A 17,846-nucleotide genomic window follows, 5' to 3' on the forward strand; every position below is an offset into this window, starting at 1 on the left:
AGGCGACTTCTTGAGGGGACTGACATGATCCGGATGTTGATGGCGGGCGCGGCGCTGGTGGCGCTGGCGGGTGCGGCGCAGGCGCAGGACGCGCCGCTGCTCGCGGTCAAGGCGGATACGGGGACGGGGCGCATTCTGGTGACCCTGCCCAAGGCGGACGGCGAGGGCGTGATGGGGCGCTTCATCCACGCCACCATGTTGCGCTCGGGGCTGGGCACGGCCGATCTTCGCATCGACCGCGGCATGCAGGGCTCGAACGAGCTGCTGGTCTTCAAGCGCATCGGCACCAAGATTGCGGTTGCCTATGAGAATCCGCGCTTTCAGGCCGTGGGCGGCACGCCGGCCGAGCGTGCCGGCGTGGCCAACAGCTTTGCCTTCAGCACGCTGGCGCTGCTCGATCCGGTCGAGCGGCTGGACGATGGCCGGGTCACGGTCGATCTCGCGCCACTGCTCGCCAGCGATACGCTCGACCTGGCGGAGCGGCTCAACAGCGGCACGACCGGCGGCAAGGGCTTCCGGCTGGTGCCAGCGCTGTCGACTGCCGATGCCGGATCGGTGAAGGTGTTTCCGACCAACATGGAGGCCGATGCGCTGCTCACCTTCGCGCCGGTGACGCCGGGCCGAGAAGTGCGCGATGTGATGCCCGATCCGCGCGCCATCAGCCTGCAGGTGCATCACAGCTTCATCAAGCTGCCCGAGCCGGGCTATGTGCCGCGCCGGTTCGATATCCGCACCGCCGCCAACGGCCTGCAGGTCTTCGATTTCAACCAGCCGCTGGGCAGCGAGATCGTGCAGATGCTGGCGGTGCGCTTCCGGCTGGAGAAGACCGACCCGAGCGCTGCGCGGTCGCCGGTGAAGAAGCCGATCGTCTTCTACATCGACAATGCCGCGCCCGAGCCGGTTCGCACGGCGCTGGCTGACGGCGTGCGCTGGTGGGCCGATGCCTTTGATGCGGCGGGCTTCATCGATGGCTTTCAGGTGAAGATCCTGCCCGAAGGGGTCGATCCGCTCGATGCCCGCTACAATATCGTCACCTGGGGCAGCCGGCTGACGCGCAGCTGGTCCTATGGCCAGACCATCACCGACCCGCGCACCGGCGAGATCATCAAGGGCTCGGTGGTGCTGGGCGCGCTGCGGGTGCGGCAGGATGTGAACATTTTCGAGAGCCTTGTCGGCGCCGGTGCCACCGGCAGCGGCGGACCCAATGACCCGGCGCAGGCGGCGCTGGCGCGCATCCGCCAGCTCGGCGCACATGAAGTGGGCCATGCCATCGGCTTCATGCACAATTTTGCCGGCTCGACGCAGAACGACAGCTCGGTGATGGACTATCCGATGCCCTTTATCGCGCTCAGGGACGGCAAGATCGACATCAGCCGCCCCTATGGCACGGCGATCGGCGCCTGGGACAAGTTTGCGGTCGACTGGCTCTATGGCCAGCCAAAGCCGGGCGAGGATGCCGAGGCCGTGGCGGCGGCCAAGGTGACGAAAAGCGTGGCATCGGGCCTGCGCTTCCTCACTGACATCGACGGCCGCGCGCCTGATTCGCCGACGCCATGGTCGACGATGTGGGACAATGGTCCCGATCCGGCCGCTGAGCTCAGCCGGCTGCTCGAGGTGCGGCGCGTGGGTCTGGCCAATTTCGGCGAAGGCGCGATCAAGCCCGGGGTGCCGATGGCCGAGTTGCGCCGCAAGTTCGTGCTGCTCTGGCTGCTCCACCGCTATCAGGTGATTGGCGCGGCCAAGCTCGTGGGCGGGGTGGACTATGGCTATACCGTCGCCGGTGATGGTCAGCCACCAGCGACCCCGGTGCCGGCCGCGATGCAGGCGGCAGCGCTCGATGCTTTGTTCGCCAGCCTTGCCCCCGAGACGCTCACCGTCCCGGACCGGCTGGTCGGCCTGCTCTCGGCGGGCATCAATGGCCGGTCCAATCCGCAATATGTGCAGGAAATCTTCGCCAGCGCCGGCGGCGCCGTTTTCGATCCGCTGGTCGCGGCCGATATCGCCGCCCAGGCCGTGCTCGAAGCCCTGCTGGCGCCCACCCGGCTGACCCGGCTCAACCAGCAGGCGATGGCCGATTCGGGCTTGCCGAGCGCGGCTGCGGTCATCGACCGGCTGATCGCAGGCCCGGTCGAGGCGGCGGACGGTGCGGTGGCGCGGCGCGCCGCCTATCGCGCCATCCTGACGCTGGCGCGCACCAGCCGCGACCCGAAGACCTCGCCCGACGTCGCCGCGCTGATCGAAGACCGGCTCGACCGGCTGGCCGGGCGGCTGGGCAAGGTGCGCGGTGAGGGGGATGCGGCCGCCTGGTCGCGCAGCATGGCGCGGCTCTTGAGCGACAGCGAACGGCTGGACCGGGATATCGCCCGGCTGCCGCGCGCGCCGGCCATTCCCGAAGGCATGCCGATCGGCGGGGCCAGCACCGATGCCTCGCTCTGGGCCGCCTCTCTTTGGGCCGATGCCGACTGGATGGGGGACCTGCGCTAGGCTCAGGCTTGGCGCATTGCCTCTTCCATGCGGGTGAAATGCCGGGCGATGCCGGGCGCAATGGCCGGGCCGAACTTGCTGACCAGCACGGCGGCCGCAAGGCCGACGGCAAAGCCGGGGATGATCTCGTAGATGAACGCCGATGGCGCCTCGCCGGCGATGGTGAAGGGGGCGTAGAGCCACGCCAGCACGGTGCCGGCGCCGGCGATCATGCCGGTCAGCGCGCCCTCGCGCGTCAGGCCGCGCCAATGCAGGCTCAAGAGCACGATGGGGCCGAAGGCCGCGCCAAAGCCCGCCCAGGCGTTGCCGACAAGGCCGAGCACATTGTTGGACGGGTCGAGCGCCAGCAGGGCGGCGACGAGCGCGACCGCGAAGGTGGTGATGCGCCCGACCAGCACCAGCTCCTTCTGGCTGGCCTCGGGGCGCAGGAAGGTCTTGTAGGCATCTTCCGTCAGGCTGGAGGAGGAGACGAGCAGCTGGCTCGAGATGGTGCTCATGATCGCCGCCAATATGGCAGCGAGCAGGAAGCCGGCGACATAGGGATTGAACAACGCCTGCGAGAGCAGGATGAACACGGTTTCGGGGTCGGGCACGGTCAGGCTGGTGCTGCGCGTCCAGGCGAGGCCGGTGATGCCGGTGAGAACGGCACCGATGACGGTGACGATCATCCAGCTCATGCCGATACGCCGCATCGGGCCGACATCGGCGAGCGAGCGCACCGCCATGAAGCGCACGATGATGTGCGGCTGGCCGAAATAGCCAAGGCCCCATGACAGGCTGGAGAGCAGGCCGATGGCGGACACGCCCTTGAACCAGCTCAGGTAATTGGGATTGTCTGCGGTGACGATCTCGGTGGTGGGCGTCCAGCCGCCGAGAATGACGAGCGCCATCACCGGCACGGCGACCAGCGCGATGAACATGATGACGCCCTGCACGAAATCAGTGAGGCTGACCGCCAGAAAGCCGCCAAACAGCGTGTATGCGAGTACGACGCCGGCGGTGATGGCGATGCCGAGCCGGTAATCATAGCCGAAGCTCGCCTCGAACAGCTTGCCGCCCGCGACCAGCCCGGCGGAGGTGTAGAGGGTGAAGAAGATGATGATGACGAGGGCTGCGATGATGCGCAGCGCGCGCGAGCGGTCATCGAAGCGCTTTTCGAGGAAATCGGGAATGGTGACCGCGTCATCGACCTGCTCGGTGTAGATCCGCAGGCGCGGCGCGACGAGGTGGTAATTGGCCCATGCGCCGATGGTCAGCCCGACCGCGATCCAGGCGGCATCAAGGCCCGAGACGAACACTGCGCCGGGCAGGCCGAGCAGCATCCAGCCCGACATGTCGGAGGCACCAGCGGAAAGCGCGGCGACTGCCGGCGGCAGCTGGCGACCACCAAGCATGAACTCCGAGACATTGCTCGTCGACTTGCGATAGGCGTAAAGGCCGATGGCCAGCATCAGCAGGAAATACCCTGCCAGCGAAATTCCGGTTTCAATGCTCATGGAGGCCGCATGGGTAAGGAAAAGCGCCGGCGATGTCAAAATCGCCTTGCAGCGCCAACCTTCACGGCCTGTCTGTTGTTATTGTACTAACTATTGAAACCTATAGTAAATTTCTGCGACGCTTTGTCATGTCTTGGCGCTTGCGGCTTGTGTCAGGGGCGCTTCTGGCGTTATGAGAAGGTCGCGGACGAGGTCCGTTGGGGGCGCACCGCTGCTGCAGATGGCGGGATCAATCAATGTTGGTATCCAGAAGTCTTGGTGGTCTTGCCACCGATGCTGGTCTGGTCCGTATCTGTGTGCGAAGCCGAGGGGGATGCCGAGTGACAATGCCGATCAAGTCCGGACATGCCGCTTGGCTGGAGCCCGTGATGGCGCGTCCGGGGCGCACGCTGCTGGCAGCGCTCTTCGTGCTGCTGCTGCTCGCCGTCGGGCTGGGGCGCATCGTCAAGGATGGCTCGGTCGATGCCTTTGTGCCGCTCGACCATCCCGCCGCTGTGGCGCGTGACAAGGCGGCCGATCTGTTCGGGCTGGAAGACCCGATTGTCATCGGTCTGAGCGCAGCGGACGGGGACGCCTTCCAGCCGGCCTATCTGGAGGCGCTGCGGCGGCTTCATGACGGGGTTCGCAAGGTCCCGGATGTGCGCAAGGATGATGTGCTGAGCCTGGCCGGCGAAAAGGCGATGCTGGGCGATGGCGGCGATCTGGAGGTAGAGCCGTTCCTGCCAGATGGCGCCATCGACGCCGAAGCCGCCGCGACGGCCAAGGCGCGCGCGATGGCGATGCCGATGCTGCGCGACCGGCTCTATTCGGCCAGTGGCGACATGCTGGTGCTGCTGGTGCCGCTTGCTGATCCCAATCACGGCGAAGCTGCCGTGGCGGCCGTGCAGGCGCTGGTCGATGAAGGGCTGCCTGAGGGCCTGAGCGCTCAGGTCGCCGGTGTGGCGACGATGAACGCCCGGCTCTCGGAAATGGTCAGCGGCGACACCCGGATCTTCGTGCCGGCGGCTGTGTTGACCGTGCTAATCATTCTCTGGGCAGCACTGCGCCGGCCGCTGGCGCTGATCGGGCCGCTCGCGGTCATCGCCGGCGCGGCACTGGCCTCGCTCGGGCTGATGGGCTGGACCGGCGGTCGCTATTATCTGATCACCACAGCGCTGCCGGTGGTGGTGATGGCCATCGCCGTGGCCGACAGCGTGCATATCTGCAGCCATTTTCTCGAACATCGCCGCGCGCATCCCGACGTCGATGCGCGCACGGCCGCCCGCGAGGCCATCGCCATGACCTTTCTGCCCGTGACGCTGACCAGCGTCACCACCGTGGCGGGGTTTCTTGGCCTCGCCTTTGGCGCAGCGATGCGGCCGATCAGCGAGTTCGGCGTCTATGCTGCTGCCGGCGTAATGGCGGCCTGGGCGCTCAGCCTGACCGTGCTGCCGGCGATCCTTGTGCTCACCAACGTGGCGCCCGGCACGACGCACCGCGGCATCATGCAGGCCTGGCTGGAGCGGCTGGTGCGCAGCCTGACGGGCTGGTCGGCGGCGCGGCCGGTCGTGATGCTGGCGTTGAGCGGGGTCGTGCTGTCCACGCTGCTGATCGGCGCCATGTCGGCGCGCTTCGACTATCAGCGCCGCAATTATTTCATGGACGGCGAGGCGGTGCGCGCCGCTGATCTGGTGCTCAATGACCGGCTGGGCGGCATCAACTTTCTCGATGTTTCGGTGACGGCGCCCGAAGAGGGCGGGCTGATGACACCCCAGGCGCTGCGCGCGCTGGCCGAATTGCGCGCCGACATGGCGGCCATGCCGCATGTCGGGCGGGTGAGCGGCATCGACGAGCATCTGGCCTATATGCACAGCGTCCTGACCGGTGCGGCGCCCGGCGAATTGCCGAGCCGCGACCGGGCGCCGGCGCAATATATGTTTCTCTATGAAGCGTCCGGCGAGCCCGATGACTTTCACCGGGAGATCAGCGCCGACCATAGCGCAGCGCTGCTCCGCGCCCAGCTTGATACCGACCGGTTCACCGAGACCGAACCACTGGTGGAAGCGCTGCAGCTGGTCGTCGACGACTGGTCGGCGAAGCATGGGCTTGAGGCGGTGGTCAGCGGGCGTGTTGCGGTGACTGACGGCTGGATGTCGCGGCTGGCAGACAAGCATTTCCAGGGCCTTGGGCTGGCCTGCCTGCTGGTGTTCCTGGCCAGCTGGGCGGCGTTCCGATCGTGGCGGTCGGCGGCGCTGGCGATGGTTCCGGTGCTGGTGGGCGTGTTGTTCGTCTATGCCGCAATGGGCTTTCTGGGCATCGACATTGCACCGGCAACCTCGATGACAGCGGCGATCGCCACCGGGCTGGGGGTGGATTTCGCCATCCATCTGATCAGCCATGTCCGCGTGCGGCTGGCCGAGGGCGCGACAATGGCTGACGCGTTCGACAGCGAGTATCGCCGGATCGCCGTGGCCTGTGTCTGGTGTGCCGTGTCACTGGCGGTGGCGCTGACGGTCATCTGCTTGTCGTCAGCGCCGCCGCTGCGCTGGTTCGGGGCGCTGGTTGCGGCCGGTGCCGTGGGCAGCCTGATGGGATCGTTGATCCTGGTGCCGGCGCTTCTGGGCTTGCGGCGGCCAGCGAAACCGGCAGGGGAGGTCGTCCATGTTTGAACGCATTGGTCTGGTGATTGGGCTGGCAGCGATCTTTGCCACCCCGGTGGCGGCTGCAGACGGCTTGCCGCTGGCCCGGGCGATGGCCGAGCGGCCCGACAATGTCGCCCGCACCGGCCTGATGCGCTTTCGTCTGGTCAACAAGCGTGGCTCGGAGCGGCTGCGCGAAGCGATTGTCGTCCATGGCGAGGACAAGGCCGCCACCCGCACGCTCATTCACTTCAACAGGCCGGCGGGCATTTCGGGCACGGCCTTTCTGACCGAGGACCGCAAGGCGGGTGCTGACGAGGCCTGGCTGTTCCTGCCCGCCACCGATCGGGTGCGCCGCCTGCCAGCCTCCGACCGGGGCGACAGCTTTCTGGGCACCGACCTCAGCTACGGCGACATCAGGGACAATTTCCGCTTCCCGCTGGAGGACTGGGCCTTTCAGGAAGGCGCCCGCAAGTCGCACCGCGGCAAGCCGCACCGCACGCTCAGCGGCAAGGCGGTGAGCGCCGATGCGGCAAAGGAAATGGGCTATGGCAGCTTCGAGGCGCTGGTTGACCCCGACACGTTGCTGCCCATGCGCATCGACTTCACTGACCCCGAGGGCGCGGCGCGCAAACGGGTCGAGGTGATCGAGGCCGGGCAGGTGGACGGCGTCTGGACGGCGCTGCGCTTCACCATGACCGATGCGCGCTCGGGCCACATGACCGAAGTGACGCTCGAGGGCCTGCGCGCGCTGGCCGCCTTGCCGGCCCGCGTCTTCGAGGCGGACCGGCTCGCCGATGGCCCGCCGCGCCTGCCATGATGCTGGGCTGACCCATGCGGATCATGGCGATTTTGCTGCTCGGCGCGGCCGAGCCGCTGGCAGCGCAGGAGGTGTCGGCCAGCTACCGCGCCGAACTGTGGACCGGCCTAGAGACGCAAGGCGGCGAAGCGGCGCTGTCGCGGCTGACGCTGGAGCCGACGCTCGAGTTTACGGGCGTGGATGTGACCGGCGAATTTGTCGCCCGGCTCGAAGTGGCGCCCGATGCCACGGGTCTGGGCCGGCGCGACGGCTTTTCCCCCGCTTCGCGGCCGATCGGGCTTGGCGATGACGCGCAGATCGAGATCGACCGCGTCAGCCTGCAATGGCGGGTGGCCGGCGCACGGCTTACCATTGGCAAGCAGGTGATGGCCTGGGGCGTGCTTGACGGGGTGCAGGTGACGGACCGGTTCGACCCGGTCAGGCGGCGCGATTTCGTTTTTACTGAATATCGACCCGAGCGGATTGCGCGCTGGGGCGCGCGGGCGCGCGGGCGGCTCGGCGGCGTCGCGCTCGATCTGGCGTTTGTGCCCGATCCGACTGTGGCGCAGCTGGCGCGCCCGGGCGACCGGTTCGATCCGCCCGCAACGCGGCTGCGCGGCGGCTTGCCGCTGGTCGACGGCGCGCCCGACACGGTTTTTTCCGCCCGCAACCGCTGGTGGGCCGATGCCAGCTATGGGGGCCGCGCCAGCGCCCGGCTGGGCCGGCTGGCGGTGACGGCGCTCGCCTTTTCGGCGCCCGAGCCGGATCCGCTGGTGGCGCTGGGGCCAGCCGGGCCAGAACTCGTCAGCCCGCGCCGCACACTGGTTGGCGGCACGGCGACGCTTTCGGCAGGTGCTGTGGTGCTGCGCATGGAAGCGGCGCATGTGCCCGACCAGCCGGTCAATTTCGCGCCTCTCCCGGTCGGCGGTGGCCTGGTGCCGCAAGTCGGTCAGCGGCCGCGCACGCTGTTGGGGGCCGGCATGGACTGGAGCGCCCCGGCCGGCATCTTCGTCAATGCCCAGGCCGTGGTCGATCATATCAAGGCCGATGCGCGCGGGCTGGTGCGGCCCGAAACCGAGGTGATCGCCACGCTGCGCGCGCAGAAGACCCTGGCCCGCGACACGGTCAAGCTGAGTGCCGAATGGCTGGTGTCGGTGCGCGAGGGCGACGGTGCGGTGCGCCCCGCGGTGGAATGGCAGCTCAGTGACAGCCTTGCGGCCACATTTGGCGCCGACCTGATGCACGGCGATACCGAGGGCCTGTTTGGCCAGTTTCGGGATCGTTCGCGGGTGTGGCTGCGCTTGCGGGTAACCGGCTGAGGCGCGGTTTCGCTCTGTGATTCGGACAGGAAGGGCGATAGCTAGCCTGTCATGAAGATCTTGCAGCTGATGAGCGGGCCGCTGGCCTCGGGTGCAGGCCGCGGCGCGCTGGCGCTTGATCGCGGCCTGCGCGCGCGCGGCGTCGAGACGCGAATCCTCGGCCGGCTCGAGGCCGATCCGCCCGCCGATGTCGCAGCAGCGCGGTTCGGCGCGGCGACCTGGCTGGCCACCGGCCTTGCCAACCGCCTCTATCTGCGTCGGCTGCGGCGCCGTTTCGGCACGCCCGAGGTGCTGTTTCACCCGGTCAGCCATGGCTATCGGCCGGACCGGCATTCGCTTTTTGGCTGGGCTGATCTGGTGCATGTGCAATGGGCGCAGGCGGCGATGCTGGGGCCGGGTTTTTTCCGCGCGCTGCCGGGCCTTGCCAAGCCGATCATCTTCTCGCTGCGCGACATGTGGTTGCTCACTGGCGGCTGCCATTACGCCGGGCCGTGCGACGGGTTCACCGCTGATTGTGCCGGCTGCCCGCTGCTGGCCGGTGACAGCGACGGCGTGACCGGGGCCGATCTGGCGTTCAAGGCGCGCTGGCTGGCCAGTGCCGATGCCTTTGTGGCGATCTCTGCGCATGTCGCGGCGCTGGCGCGGCGCAGCACCGTACTGCGCGATGCCGATGTGCGGGTGATCCCGAACAGCATCGACACGGCGCGGTTCGCACCCGCCGACAAGGCCGCGATGCGCCGCCGGCTCGGGCTGCCGGACGGGAAGTTCATCATCGGTTTTGGCGCGCTGCACCTTTCGGAGGCGCGCAAGGGCGGGCCGATGATGGCGCGGATCATGGCCGAGATGGCCGGCGATGACGGGCTGCACTGGGCGGTTTTTGGCGCTGACCCGCCAGCGCTGCCCGGCAATGCGACCTGGCTGGGCCGGGTCAGCGATGATGCGCAGCTGAACGCCGTTTATGCGGCCTGCGACCTGTTCGTGATGCCGAGCCTGCAGGAGACCTTTGGCAAGATGACCGCCGAGGCGCTGGCCGCGGGCACGCCGGTGCTGGCCTTTCGGGAGACGCCCGCAGACGAGATCGTGCAGCATGGGACAAGCGGCTGGCTGGTGCCGCTGGGCGACGAGGCGGCCCTGGCGCGCGGCATCGAGGCGGTGCGCGCGCTTTCGGCCGAGGCGCGGGCCGAAGCCGGCCTGGCCGGGCGGCGGCATGTGCTGGCCAGCTATGCGCCCGATGTGGTGGCGGACGCGCATTTGCGGCTCTATGCGGAGAAGATCGAAGCGCGGCGCAGGGCCGTGCGATGAGACGGTTTTTTTCCAACGCCGGCTGGCTGGTTGCCGAGCAGGTCGGCGTCAATCTGATCGGGCTGGGCGTGATGGTGGCGCTGGCGCGCGGGCTGGGGCCGGCTGACTATGGGGCCTATGCCTATGTCATGTCGCTGGCCCTGCTGGCCGGCACGCTCGGCACCATGGGCCTTGACGGCGTGCTGATGCGCGAGCTGGTGCAAAAGCCGGATGCCGCCGGCACAACGATGGGCACGGTGATGGCCCTGCGCATCGCAGGCTATGGGCTTGGCGCAGCGGCGCTGCTGCTGTTCGCGCTCGGCCAGCCGCAGCACGGGCCGGGCGAACGCGCGCTGTTCGGTTTTGTTGCGGCTGCGTTGCTGCTGGCGGCCGTGGTGCCCATGCTGGCGACCTGGCTGCGCGCGCGCGAGCTGGCGCGGCCGGCGGCGCTGGCGGCGCTGGCGGCCGCACTGGCGGGCGGTGCCGGCAGGCTTGCGGCTGTTTCGCTTGGGCTGCCGGCGCTCGGCGCGGTGCATCTCGCAGCCGCTGTGCTGGGTCTGGCGCTGGCGTGGACTGGGTACCGGGCGCATGGCGGGCCGGGGCCTGCGCAGTGGCGCTTTGCCGGCGACCGGGCGCGCGATCTTCTCGGGGAAAGTCTGATCCTGTTTCTGGGCGGGCTGCTGGCCACGGCCTATATGAACATGGACGTGGTGATGCTGCGGCTGCTGCTGGGCGCCGAGGCGGCGGGCCTTTATGCGGTGCCGGCCCGGCTGGTGCAGGCGGCCAATGTGCTGGCCGCAGCGCTCAGCCTCGCGGTTTTTCCACGCCTGATCGCAGCCCATGGCCGCCGCGATGGCAGATTTCGAACGGCAGCTTCGGCTGGGCTTTTCGGCGATGGCCGCCATGGCCTATGTGCTGCTGCTGGCGGCGGCGACGCTGGGCGGGCCGGTGGTGGCGCTGGTCTTTGGTGCCGAATGGGCCGAAACCGGGCCGCTGCTGCTGCTCCTCGCGGTCACCTTGCCGATGTCGTTCATGCGCTATCTGGTCACGCGCTGGGTGATCCTGGCCGGGCAGGGGCGCTATCTGATGGTGTCCGAAGCGGTGGGCGCGACGCTCAACCTGCTGCTCAACCTGCTGCTGATCCCGACCATGGGCGCGGTCGGCGCGGCGCTGGCGACCATTGCCGGCTTTGTTGTGGCCGGCCCCGTGTCGCTGTTGCTCTGGCCGCAGGGCCGCGCCATCGGGCGCTTGCTGCTGCTGTCGCTGCTTGACCCGGTCTCGCCATTGTGGCGCTGGCGGCGGGACACTCTGTTGCGTGAGGAGAAGTGATGATCGAGCGGACGGCGAAATGGCTCAGGCTGGCACAGGCGCAGGCGCTGGATGCCCGGGCGGCGACCGAGCTGTCCCGCCTCGGGCTGCCGTTTCTGCCCTGGACCTCGTCTTCGCTGCGGCCGGCGGCGATGTGGCAGCTGCTCAACGAGGTGATCATCAACCAGCGGCTGCGCGTGGTCGAGCTTGGGGCCGGCGTGTCGACACTGGCCTTCGCCAAGGTGCTGGGGCCGCTGGGCGGGCGGCTGATCTCGATCGAGGATGATGCGGGCTGGGCGCAGATGGTCCGCGGGCTGCTGGCCCAGCATGGCCTTGGCGAAGCGGTGACAATCGTCGAGGCGCCGCTGGCGCCCTGCGCGGCAGCGGCGGACGGGCTGGCATGGTTTTCGTCCGATGCGGTGGCGTCTGCGCTATCCGGTTTCGAGATCGACCTGTTGCTCGTCGATGGCCCCAAGGCGATTGCACCGGGCCATGCGCTGGCGCGGCTGCCAGCCTGGCCCATGCTCTGCACCCATATGGCGGCGCGTTCGGCGATTGCGCTCGATGACGCCGCGCGGGACGGCGAACGCGAGGTCATGCGCCGCTGGCAGGCCGACCCGGCGTTTGATTTTTCGGTCGCCATGCAAGCCAGCGGCATCGCGCTGGCGACGCGCGGCGCGGCCTTCAACACGGCGCCATGACCATTTCCGCCCCGGCCTCGGGCCTTGACGGCAGGCGGGCGCGGCAGTAGGGCGAGCGGGTTCCCGTGCCTGTCCTGGTGTGCGGATGACGTGTGCAAAATCTCCCTGACCGTCCGGCCCTGAAAAGGGGCTCTGGCTCTGGTTCATGCCTCTACCGTGAAGGCCCCCCATGCATCTCCATGACCTGAAGAAGAAGACTCCCGCCGAGCTGGTGGCGATGGCCGAAGGCCTTGATGTCGAGAATGCCTCGACGCTCAGGAAGCAGGACATCATTTTCGCGCTGCTCAAGGCCACGGCCGAGGCTGGCAACGAGATCACCGGTGCCGGCACCATCGAGGTGATGCCCGACGGCTTCGGCTTTCTGCGCTCGGCGGAAAGCAACTATCTGGCCGGGCCGGATGACATCTATGTCACGCCGCAGATCGTGCGCCGGTACGGGCTGCGCACTGGCGACACGGTGGAGGGCGAGATCAAGGCTCCGGCCAATGGCGAGCGCTATTTTGCCCTGAACCGGGTGGTCTCGATCAATTTCGACCAGCCCGAAGCGGTCAAGCAGCGCGTCAATTTCGACAATCTGACGCCGCTCTATCCGCAGCAGAAGCTCAACCTCGAAAATTACGACCCCACGATCAAGGACAAGACCGGCCGGATCATCGATGTCGTCGCCCCGCTCGGCAAGGGCCAGCGCTGCCTGATCGTGGCGCCGCCGCGGGTCGGCAAGACGATGATGATGCAGAATGTGGCCCGCGCCATCTCGACCAACCACCCCGAATGCTATCTCATCGTGCTGCTCATCGACGAGCGCCCCGAGGAAGTGACCGACATGCAGCGCACGGTGAAGGGCGAGGTGATTTCCTCCACCTTCGACGAGCCGGCCACCCGGCATGTGCAGATCGCCGAAATGGTCATCGAGAAGGCCAAGCGGCTGGTCGAGCACAAGCGCGACGTGGTCATCCTGCTCGACAACATCACCCGCCTCGGGCGCGCCTACAACACGGTCGTCCCAAGCTCGGGCAAGGTGCTGACCGGCGGTGTCGATGCCAATGCCCTGCAGCGGCCCAAGCGCTTCTTCGGTGCGGCCCGCAACATCGAGGAAGGCGGCTCGCTGACCATCATCTCGACCGCGCTCATCGATACCGGCAGCCGCATGGACGAGGTGATCTTCGAGGAGTTCAAGGGCACCGGCAACGCCGAGATCGTGCTCGACCGCAAGATCGCCGACAAGCGGGTGTTCCCGGCCATCGACATCGGCAAGTCAGGCACCCGAAAGGAAGAGCTGCTGGTCGACCAGGCGACGCTGTCGAAGATGTATGTGCTGCGCCGCATCCTCATGCAGATGGGTACCGTCGATGCCATCGAGTTCCTGATCGACAAGATGAAGGACTCGGTCACCAACAAGGACTTCTTCGACGCGATGAACCACTGAGCCACGCGGCCGCCGGGGGGGTCATGGTGACACACCCCGAGGCTGCGGCGTGCGCGGGGGTGATGCTGCGAAGCGCTATCGGCTATGGGCCGTGGCATGGCGGTTGATGATCCATTTGCCGGGCGCACACCGGTGCTCGACGTGTCGGGGCTGGCCAAGGCGGTTGGCGCCAGGCGGATGCTCTTCGAGCGGCTGTCGCTGGCCGTGCGGCCGGGCGAGGCCGTGGCCATCATGGGCGAATCGGGCGCCGGAAAGTCGACGCTCCTCAACCTGCTTGCCGGGCTCGATCTGCCCGATGCCGGCACGGTGTGCGTGGCCGGGCTGGCGCTGTCGGCGCTGGATGAGGCGCAGCGCACCGCGCTTCGGCGCGAGCGGATCGGCTTTGTCTTTCAGGCCTTTCATGTGTTGCCGCATCTGACGCTGGGGCAGAATGTGGCGCTGCCGCTGATGCTCAAGGGACGCGGCGCGAGGGACGGGCTTGCGCAGGCCTCTGCTCTGCTGGCGGCGGTCGGGCTGGCGGGGCGCGAGGGCGATTATCCGGCAGCACTTTCGGGCGGCGAGATGCAGCGCGTGGCGATTGCCCGCGCGCTGGTCCACGGCCCGATGCTGCTGCTCGCCGATGAGCCGACCGGCAATCTCGACCCCGCCATTGCCGACAAGGTGCTCTCGCTGCTGCTGCAGCAGGCGCGGGAGCGGGGCGCAGCACTGGTGATGGTGACCCATTCGGCCCGCGCCGCGGCGCGGGCGGACCGGGTGCTGTGGCTCGGCGTTGACGGCCTGCACCCCGTCGAACTGGTGCCCGATGATGGCGATTGAGCTGTCGGGCGCGTCGCGCTGGCTGGTGGCGGGCGAATGGCGGGCGCACCCCGCGCGGCTGGTGGTGGCGGTGCTGGCGATTGCCGTCGGCGTCGCGCTGGGCTTTGCCGTGCATCTCGTCAATGCCGCCGCACTCGCCAGCTTTTCGCAGGCGGTGAGCACGGTTTCGGGGGCGGCCGATGTGCAGGTGCGTTCGGTGGCGCCGGTGGGCGTGGACGAGGCGCTCTATCCCAGGCTCGCGCGCTTGCCCGGCGTCGCGGCGGTCAGCCCGGTGGTTGAGCTTCGCGGTCGCTTTGCCGGAGAAGACGGTGCGCGGCTGACGCTTCTCGGCATCGATCCGCTGCGCGCGGCGCGGGTGACGCCGGGCCTGATCGGCCGGCCGGTGGGCGGCGCGGTGGGGGCGGCCGGCAATCCGCTGGCGGATGATGTGGTCTATCTCTCTCGCGCGGCGATGCGGGCGGCGGCGGTGCAGCCGGGCGACACGGTGCGGATTGTGGCGGCAGGCCGGGTGCGCGCGCTGCGGGTGGCCGGTGTCATGACCAGCCTGCCGGGCATGGACGACGATGCGGCGCTGGCGGTGATGGACATTGCCGGCGCCCAGTGGCGCTTTGGCCAGACAGGCCGTTTGCAGCGGTTCGATCTCGCGCTTGAGGACGGCGTTTCGCGCGCGCAGCTGCTGGCGGCGCTGGCGGCGGCGCTGCCGGCAGGCGCCGAAATCGTGCGGGCCGAAGATGAAGCGCGGCGCAGCGCCAGCCTGTCGCGCGCCTACCGGGTCAATCTCGGCATGCTGGCGATGGTGGCGCTGCTGACCGGCGGCTTTCTGGTCTTCTCGGCGCAGTCGCTTTCGGTGGCGCGGCGGGTGCCGCAATTTGCGCTGCTGCGCGTGCTGGGCATGCCGCGTGCCGGCCTGCGCGGCCAGCTTCTGGGCGAAGGGCTGGTGCTGGGGCTGGCGGGCGCGTCGCTGGGCGTGGCGCTGGGCTATGCGCTGGCGGCGGCGGTGTTGGGCGTGCTGGGTGGTGATCTGGGCGGTGGCTATTTCAGCAGCGGCCGCGCCCGCCTCAGCTTCGAGCCCTGGGCGGCGGCGGGCTTTGCTGCGCTCGGCGTCGCGGTGGCGCTGGTCAGCAGCTGGTGGCCGGCAGAAGCGGCCGCGCGCGCCCAGCCGGCGGTCGCGCTCAAGGCTGGCGGCGAGGCCGGCGACCCGCGCCGCCGCTGGCCATGGTGGCCCGGCGCACTGCTGCTCGGCGCGGGCGGGCTGGCGGCGCTGGCACCGCCGCTCTGGGGGCTGCCGCTGTTTGGCTATGCCGCGATGGCGCTGCTGCTCGCCGGCGGGGTGGCGATCATGCCGTGGCTGGCGCGCGCACTGGTGGCGCCGGCGCTCGGCCTGCGCTGGCCGGTGCCGGTCGATCTCGCGCTGAAACGGCTTTGGGGCGCGCCTTCGGCCGCCGCCGTGGCGCTGTCGGGCATTGTCGCTTCCACCAGCCTGATGGTGGCGATGGCGGTCATGGTCGAGAGCTTTCGCGGCTCGGTCGATGCATGGCTTGGGCAATTGCTGCCGGCTGACGTCTATCTGCACATCGAGGGTGCGGAGGCTGGCGGGCTGGACCGGGCGGTGCAGGCGCGGCTTGCGGCGCTGCCCGGCGTGACGGCGGTGCGCTTCGTGCGGCAGATGCCGGTCAAGATCAGCCCGGACCAGCCGGCAGTGGTGCTCTCGGGCCAGCCGATCCGCGATGATCCGGAAGCAAGGCTGCCGCTGATCGGTGACAGCCTGCCGGTGCCGCCGGGCGCGGTGCCGGTCTGGGTGAGCGAGCCGATGGCGTGGCTGCACGGGCTTGCGCGCGGGCAGACCGTGACGCTGCCGGTGGCGGGCGAGGTGTTTGTGGCGGGCATCTGGCGCGATTATGCCCGGCAGTTCGGCGCCGTGGCGATGGAGGCGGCGGATTTCGAGGCGGCAACCGGTGATCTCACCAAGACCGAGGCGGCGTTCACGCTGGCGCCCGGGCAGGCGGCGGCCCCGGTGATGCGCGCGGTGCGCGCGGCGCTTCCTGAAGGACTGGACGCGCAGGCGGTGATCGCCGAGCCGCGGGTGATGCGCGCGCAGGCGCTGGCGATTTTCGACCGGAGTTTTCTTGTCACCTACGCCCTTGAAGTGATCGCGATCCTGATCGGGCTGGTCGGTGTGGCCACCGCCTTTTCGGCGCAGACGCTGGCGCGCACCCGTGAATTCGGGATGATGCGCCATCTCGGCGTGACGCCCCGGCAGATCGGCTGGCAGCTGGCGAGCGAGGGGGCGGCGCTCGGCCTGCTTGGCGGCGTGGCGGGCGTGGCGCTGGGGCTGGTGATGGCGCAGGTGCTGATCCAGGTTGTCAACCCGCAGAGCTTCCACTGGACGATGGAAACACGCCTGCCCTGGCCGCTGATGGCCGGGCTGGTGGCCGCGCTGATGGCGGCGGCGGCGGGGACGGCCGTGCTGGCCGGGCGCCGCGCGCTGTCGGGCGATGCGGTCAAGGCAGTGAGAGACGATTGGTGAGGCGCTGGCTGGCCCTTTTTCTGCTCATGCTGGCCGGGCCGCTATGGGCGGCGGACTATCCGCAGGTCGTGCCGGGGCGGGCCTTTGCCTTTCCCGCCGATCACGGCGCGCATCCCGATTACCGGACCGAATGGTGGTATGCGACCGGCTGGCTGCGCACGAAGAGCGGCGAGCGGCTGGGCTTTCAGGTCACCTTCTTCCGATCGCGGCTGCTGGTTGACCCGGCCAACACCAGCCGGTTTGCGCCGCGCCAGATCCTGTTTGCCCATGCCGCCCTGTCCGATGCGGCGCATGGGCGGCTGCGTCATGCCGAGCGGACGGCGCGCGCCGGCTTCGGGTTGGCCGAGGCCCGCCTTGGCGACATGGACGTGCGGATTGACGACTGGTCGCTGGTGCGCAGCGAAGGCGGCGTGATGCGCGCCAAGGTTGCGGGCGACGATTTCGCGCTCGATCTGGCGCTCACGCCGACCCAGCCGGTGCTGCTGCAGGGCAAGGGTGGCTATAGCCGGAAGGGGCCGGACCCTGCCGAGGCGAGCCATTATTACACCCTGCCGCAGATCAAGGTGTCGGGCGAGATCCGGCGTGGAGATGGCGCTGAGAGCGTTTCCGGCACGGCCTGGCTGGACCGGGAATGGTCGTCGACACTGCTCAACGAAAAGGCCGTGGGCTGGGACTGGCTGGGGCTCAACATGGACGATGGCGGCGCGCTGACGCTGTTCCGTGTGCGCCGCGCGGACGGGACGGCGCTCTGGGCCGGTGGCTCTTACCGCGCAGCAGACGGAGCGCTGACTGCGCTGGGCGTGGAGGATGTGCGGTTCCTGAAGGCGCGGCGCTGGACCAGCGCGCGGACAGGTGCGCGCTATCCGGTGGCCCCGGTGGTGGAGGTGCGGCTGCCTGCCGGCGTGCGGCGCCTCACGGTGCGGCCGTTGATGGACGATCAGGAGCTCGACAGCCGCCGCGGCGGCGGGCCGGTCTATTGGGAAGGCGCGGTCGAGGTCGATGGCGGCGCGGGCTGGCGCGGGCGTGGGTATCTGGAAATGACCGGCTATCTCGCGGCGCTGAAAATGTAGC

The 17,846-nt window shown here is 69.0% G+C and carries 12 protein-coding genes and 1 pseudogene; 12 read left to right on the forward strand and 1 reads right to left on the reverse strand.

Translation table 11 applies throughout. The features are described from left to right. Window positions 1-24: 24 nt before the first annotated feature. Window positions 25-2,484 carry a zinc-dependent metalloprotease gene (locus ACMVO5_RS11790; RefSeq protein WP_416907690.1) on the forward strand — a complete coding sequence of 820 codons (2,460 nt, stop codon included), beginning with the start codon at window positions 25-27 and terminating at the stop codon, window positions 2,482-2,484. Window positions 2,485-2,486: 2 nt separating this feature from the next. On the opposite strand, the gene putP is transcribed toward ACMVO5_RS11790, so the two are convergent. Then, a complete protein-coding gene (gene putP / locus ACMVO5_RS11795) occupies window positions 2,487-3,980 on the reverse strand; it encodes a sodium/proline symporter PutP (protein ID WP_416907691.1) in 1,494 nt (497 codons plus the stop codon). Window positions 3,981-4,348: 368 nt separating this feature from the next. Between putP and ACMVO5_RS11800 the strand changes: the two genes are divergently transcribed. From ACMVO5_RS11800 to ACMVO5_RS11850, 11 genes and pseudogenes are all read left to right on the forward strand, one after another. After that, window positions 4,349-6,628, forward strand: a complete 2,280-nt coding sequence (locus ACMVO5_RS11800) for an efflux RND transporter permease subunit (RefSeq protein ID WP_416907692.1) — start codon at window positions 4,349-4,351, stop codon at window positions 6,626-6,628. Continuing rightward, entirely contained in the window at window positions 6,621-7,418 is a 798-nt protein-coding gene (locus ACMVO5_RS11805) for an outer membrane lipoprotein-sorting protein (RefSeq protein WP_416907693.1), read from the forward strand. Before ACMVO5_RS11800 ends, ACMVO5_RS11805 begins: the two co-directional genes overlap by 8 nt. Window positions 7,419-7,432: 14 nt before the next feature. Next, complete coding sequence (locus ACMVO5_RS11810; RefSeq protein WP_416907694.1) at window positions 7,433-8,716, forward strand: hypothetical protein; 1,284 nt, start codon at window positions 7,433-7,435, stop codon at window positions 8,714-8,716. Between the two features lie 51 nt (window positions 8,717-8,767). Then, complete coding sequence (locus tag ACMVO5_RS11815; RefSeq protein WP_416907695.1) at window positions 8,768-10,018, forward strand: glycosyltransferase; 1,251 nt, start codon at window positions 8,768-8,770, stop codon at window positions 10,016-10,018. Window positions 10,019-10,089: 71 nt separating this feature from the next. After that, window positions 10,090-10,767 (forward strand): annotated as a pseudogene (locus ACMVO5_RS11820) (oligosaccharide flippase family protein); the annotation flags it as partial. Window positions 10,768-10,849: 82 nt separating this feature from the next. Continuing rightward, the gene (locus ACMVO5_RS11825; protein ID WP_416907696.1) at window positions 10,850-11,326 is read left to right on the forward strand and encodes a lipopolysaccharide biosynthesis protein; all 477 of its coding nucleotides are present in this window, start codon (window positions 10,850-10,852) and stop codon (window positions 11,324-11,326) included. Next, window positions 11,326-12,006 (forward strand): class I SAM-dependent methyltransferase, encoded by a 681-nt coding sequence (locus tag ACMVO5_RS11830; protein WP_416907697.1) that lies wholly within the window; start codon window positions 11,326-11,328, stop codon window positions 12,004-12,006. The genes ACMVO5_RS11825 and ACMVO5_RS11830 overlap by 1 nt, the downstream gene beginning before the upstream one ends. A 169-nt stretch (window positions 12,007-12,175) precedes the next feature. Further along, on the forward strand, window positions 12,176-13,432 hold the full coding sequence (gene rho, locus ACMVO5_RS11835) for a transcription termination factor Rho (protein ID WP_416907698.1): 1,257 nt from the start codon (window positions 12,176-12,178) through the stop codon (window positions 13,430-13,432). Window positions 13,433-13,528: 96 nt separating this feature from the next. Beyond that, on the forward strand, window positions 13,529-14,248 hold the full coding sequence (locus tag ACMVO5_RS11840; protein ID WP_416907699.1) for an ABC transporter ATP-binding protein: 720 nt from the start codon (window positions 13,529-13,531) through the stop codon (window positions 14,246-14,248). Then, window positions 14,235-16,775, forward strand: coding sequence for an FtsX-like permease family protein (locus tag ACMVO5_RS11845; RefSeq protein ID WP_416907700.1), 2,541 nt, complete (start codon window positions 14,235-14,237; stop codon window positions 16,773-16,775). The genes ACMVO5_RS11840 and ACMVO5_RS11845 overlap by 14 nt, the downstream gene beginning before the upstream one ends. Beyond that, window positions 16,772-17,845, forward strand: coding sequence for a lipocalin-like domain-containing protein (locus ACMVO5_RS11850; protein WP_416907701.1), 1,074 nt, complete (start codon window positions 16,772-16,774; stop codon window positions 17,843-17,845). The genes ACMVO5_RS11845 and ACMVO5_RS11850 overlap by 4 nt, the downstream gene beginning before the upstream one ends. The last annotated feature ends 1 nt before the right edge of the window (window position 17,846 follow it).

This window comes from Polymorphobacter sp., assembly GCF_048007885.1.
In the GTDB taxonomy this organism is placed as follows: Bacteria; Pseudomonadota; Alphaproteobacteria; order Sphingomonadales; family Sphingomonadaceae; genus Sandarakinorhabdus.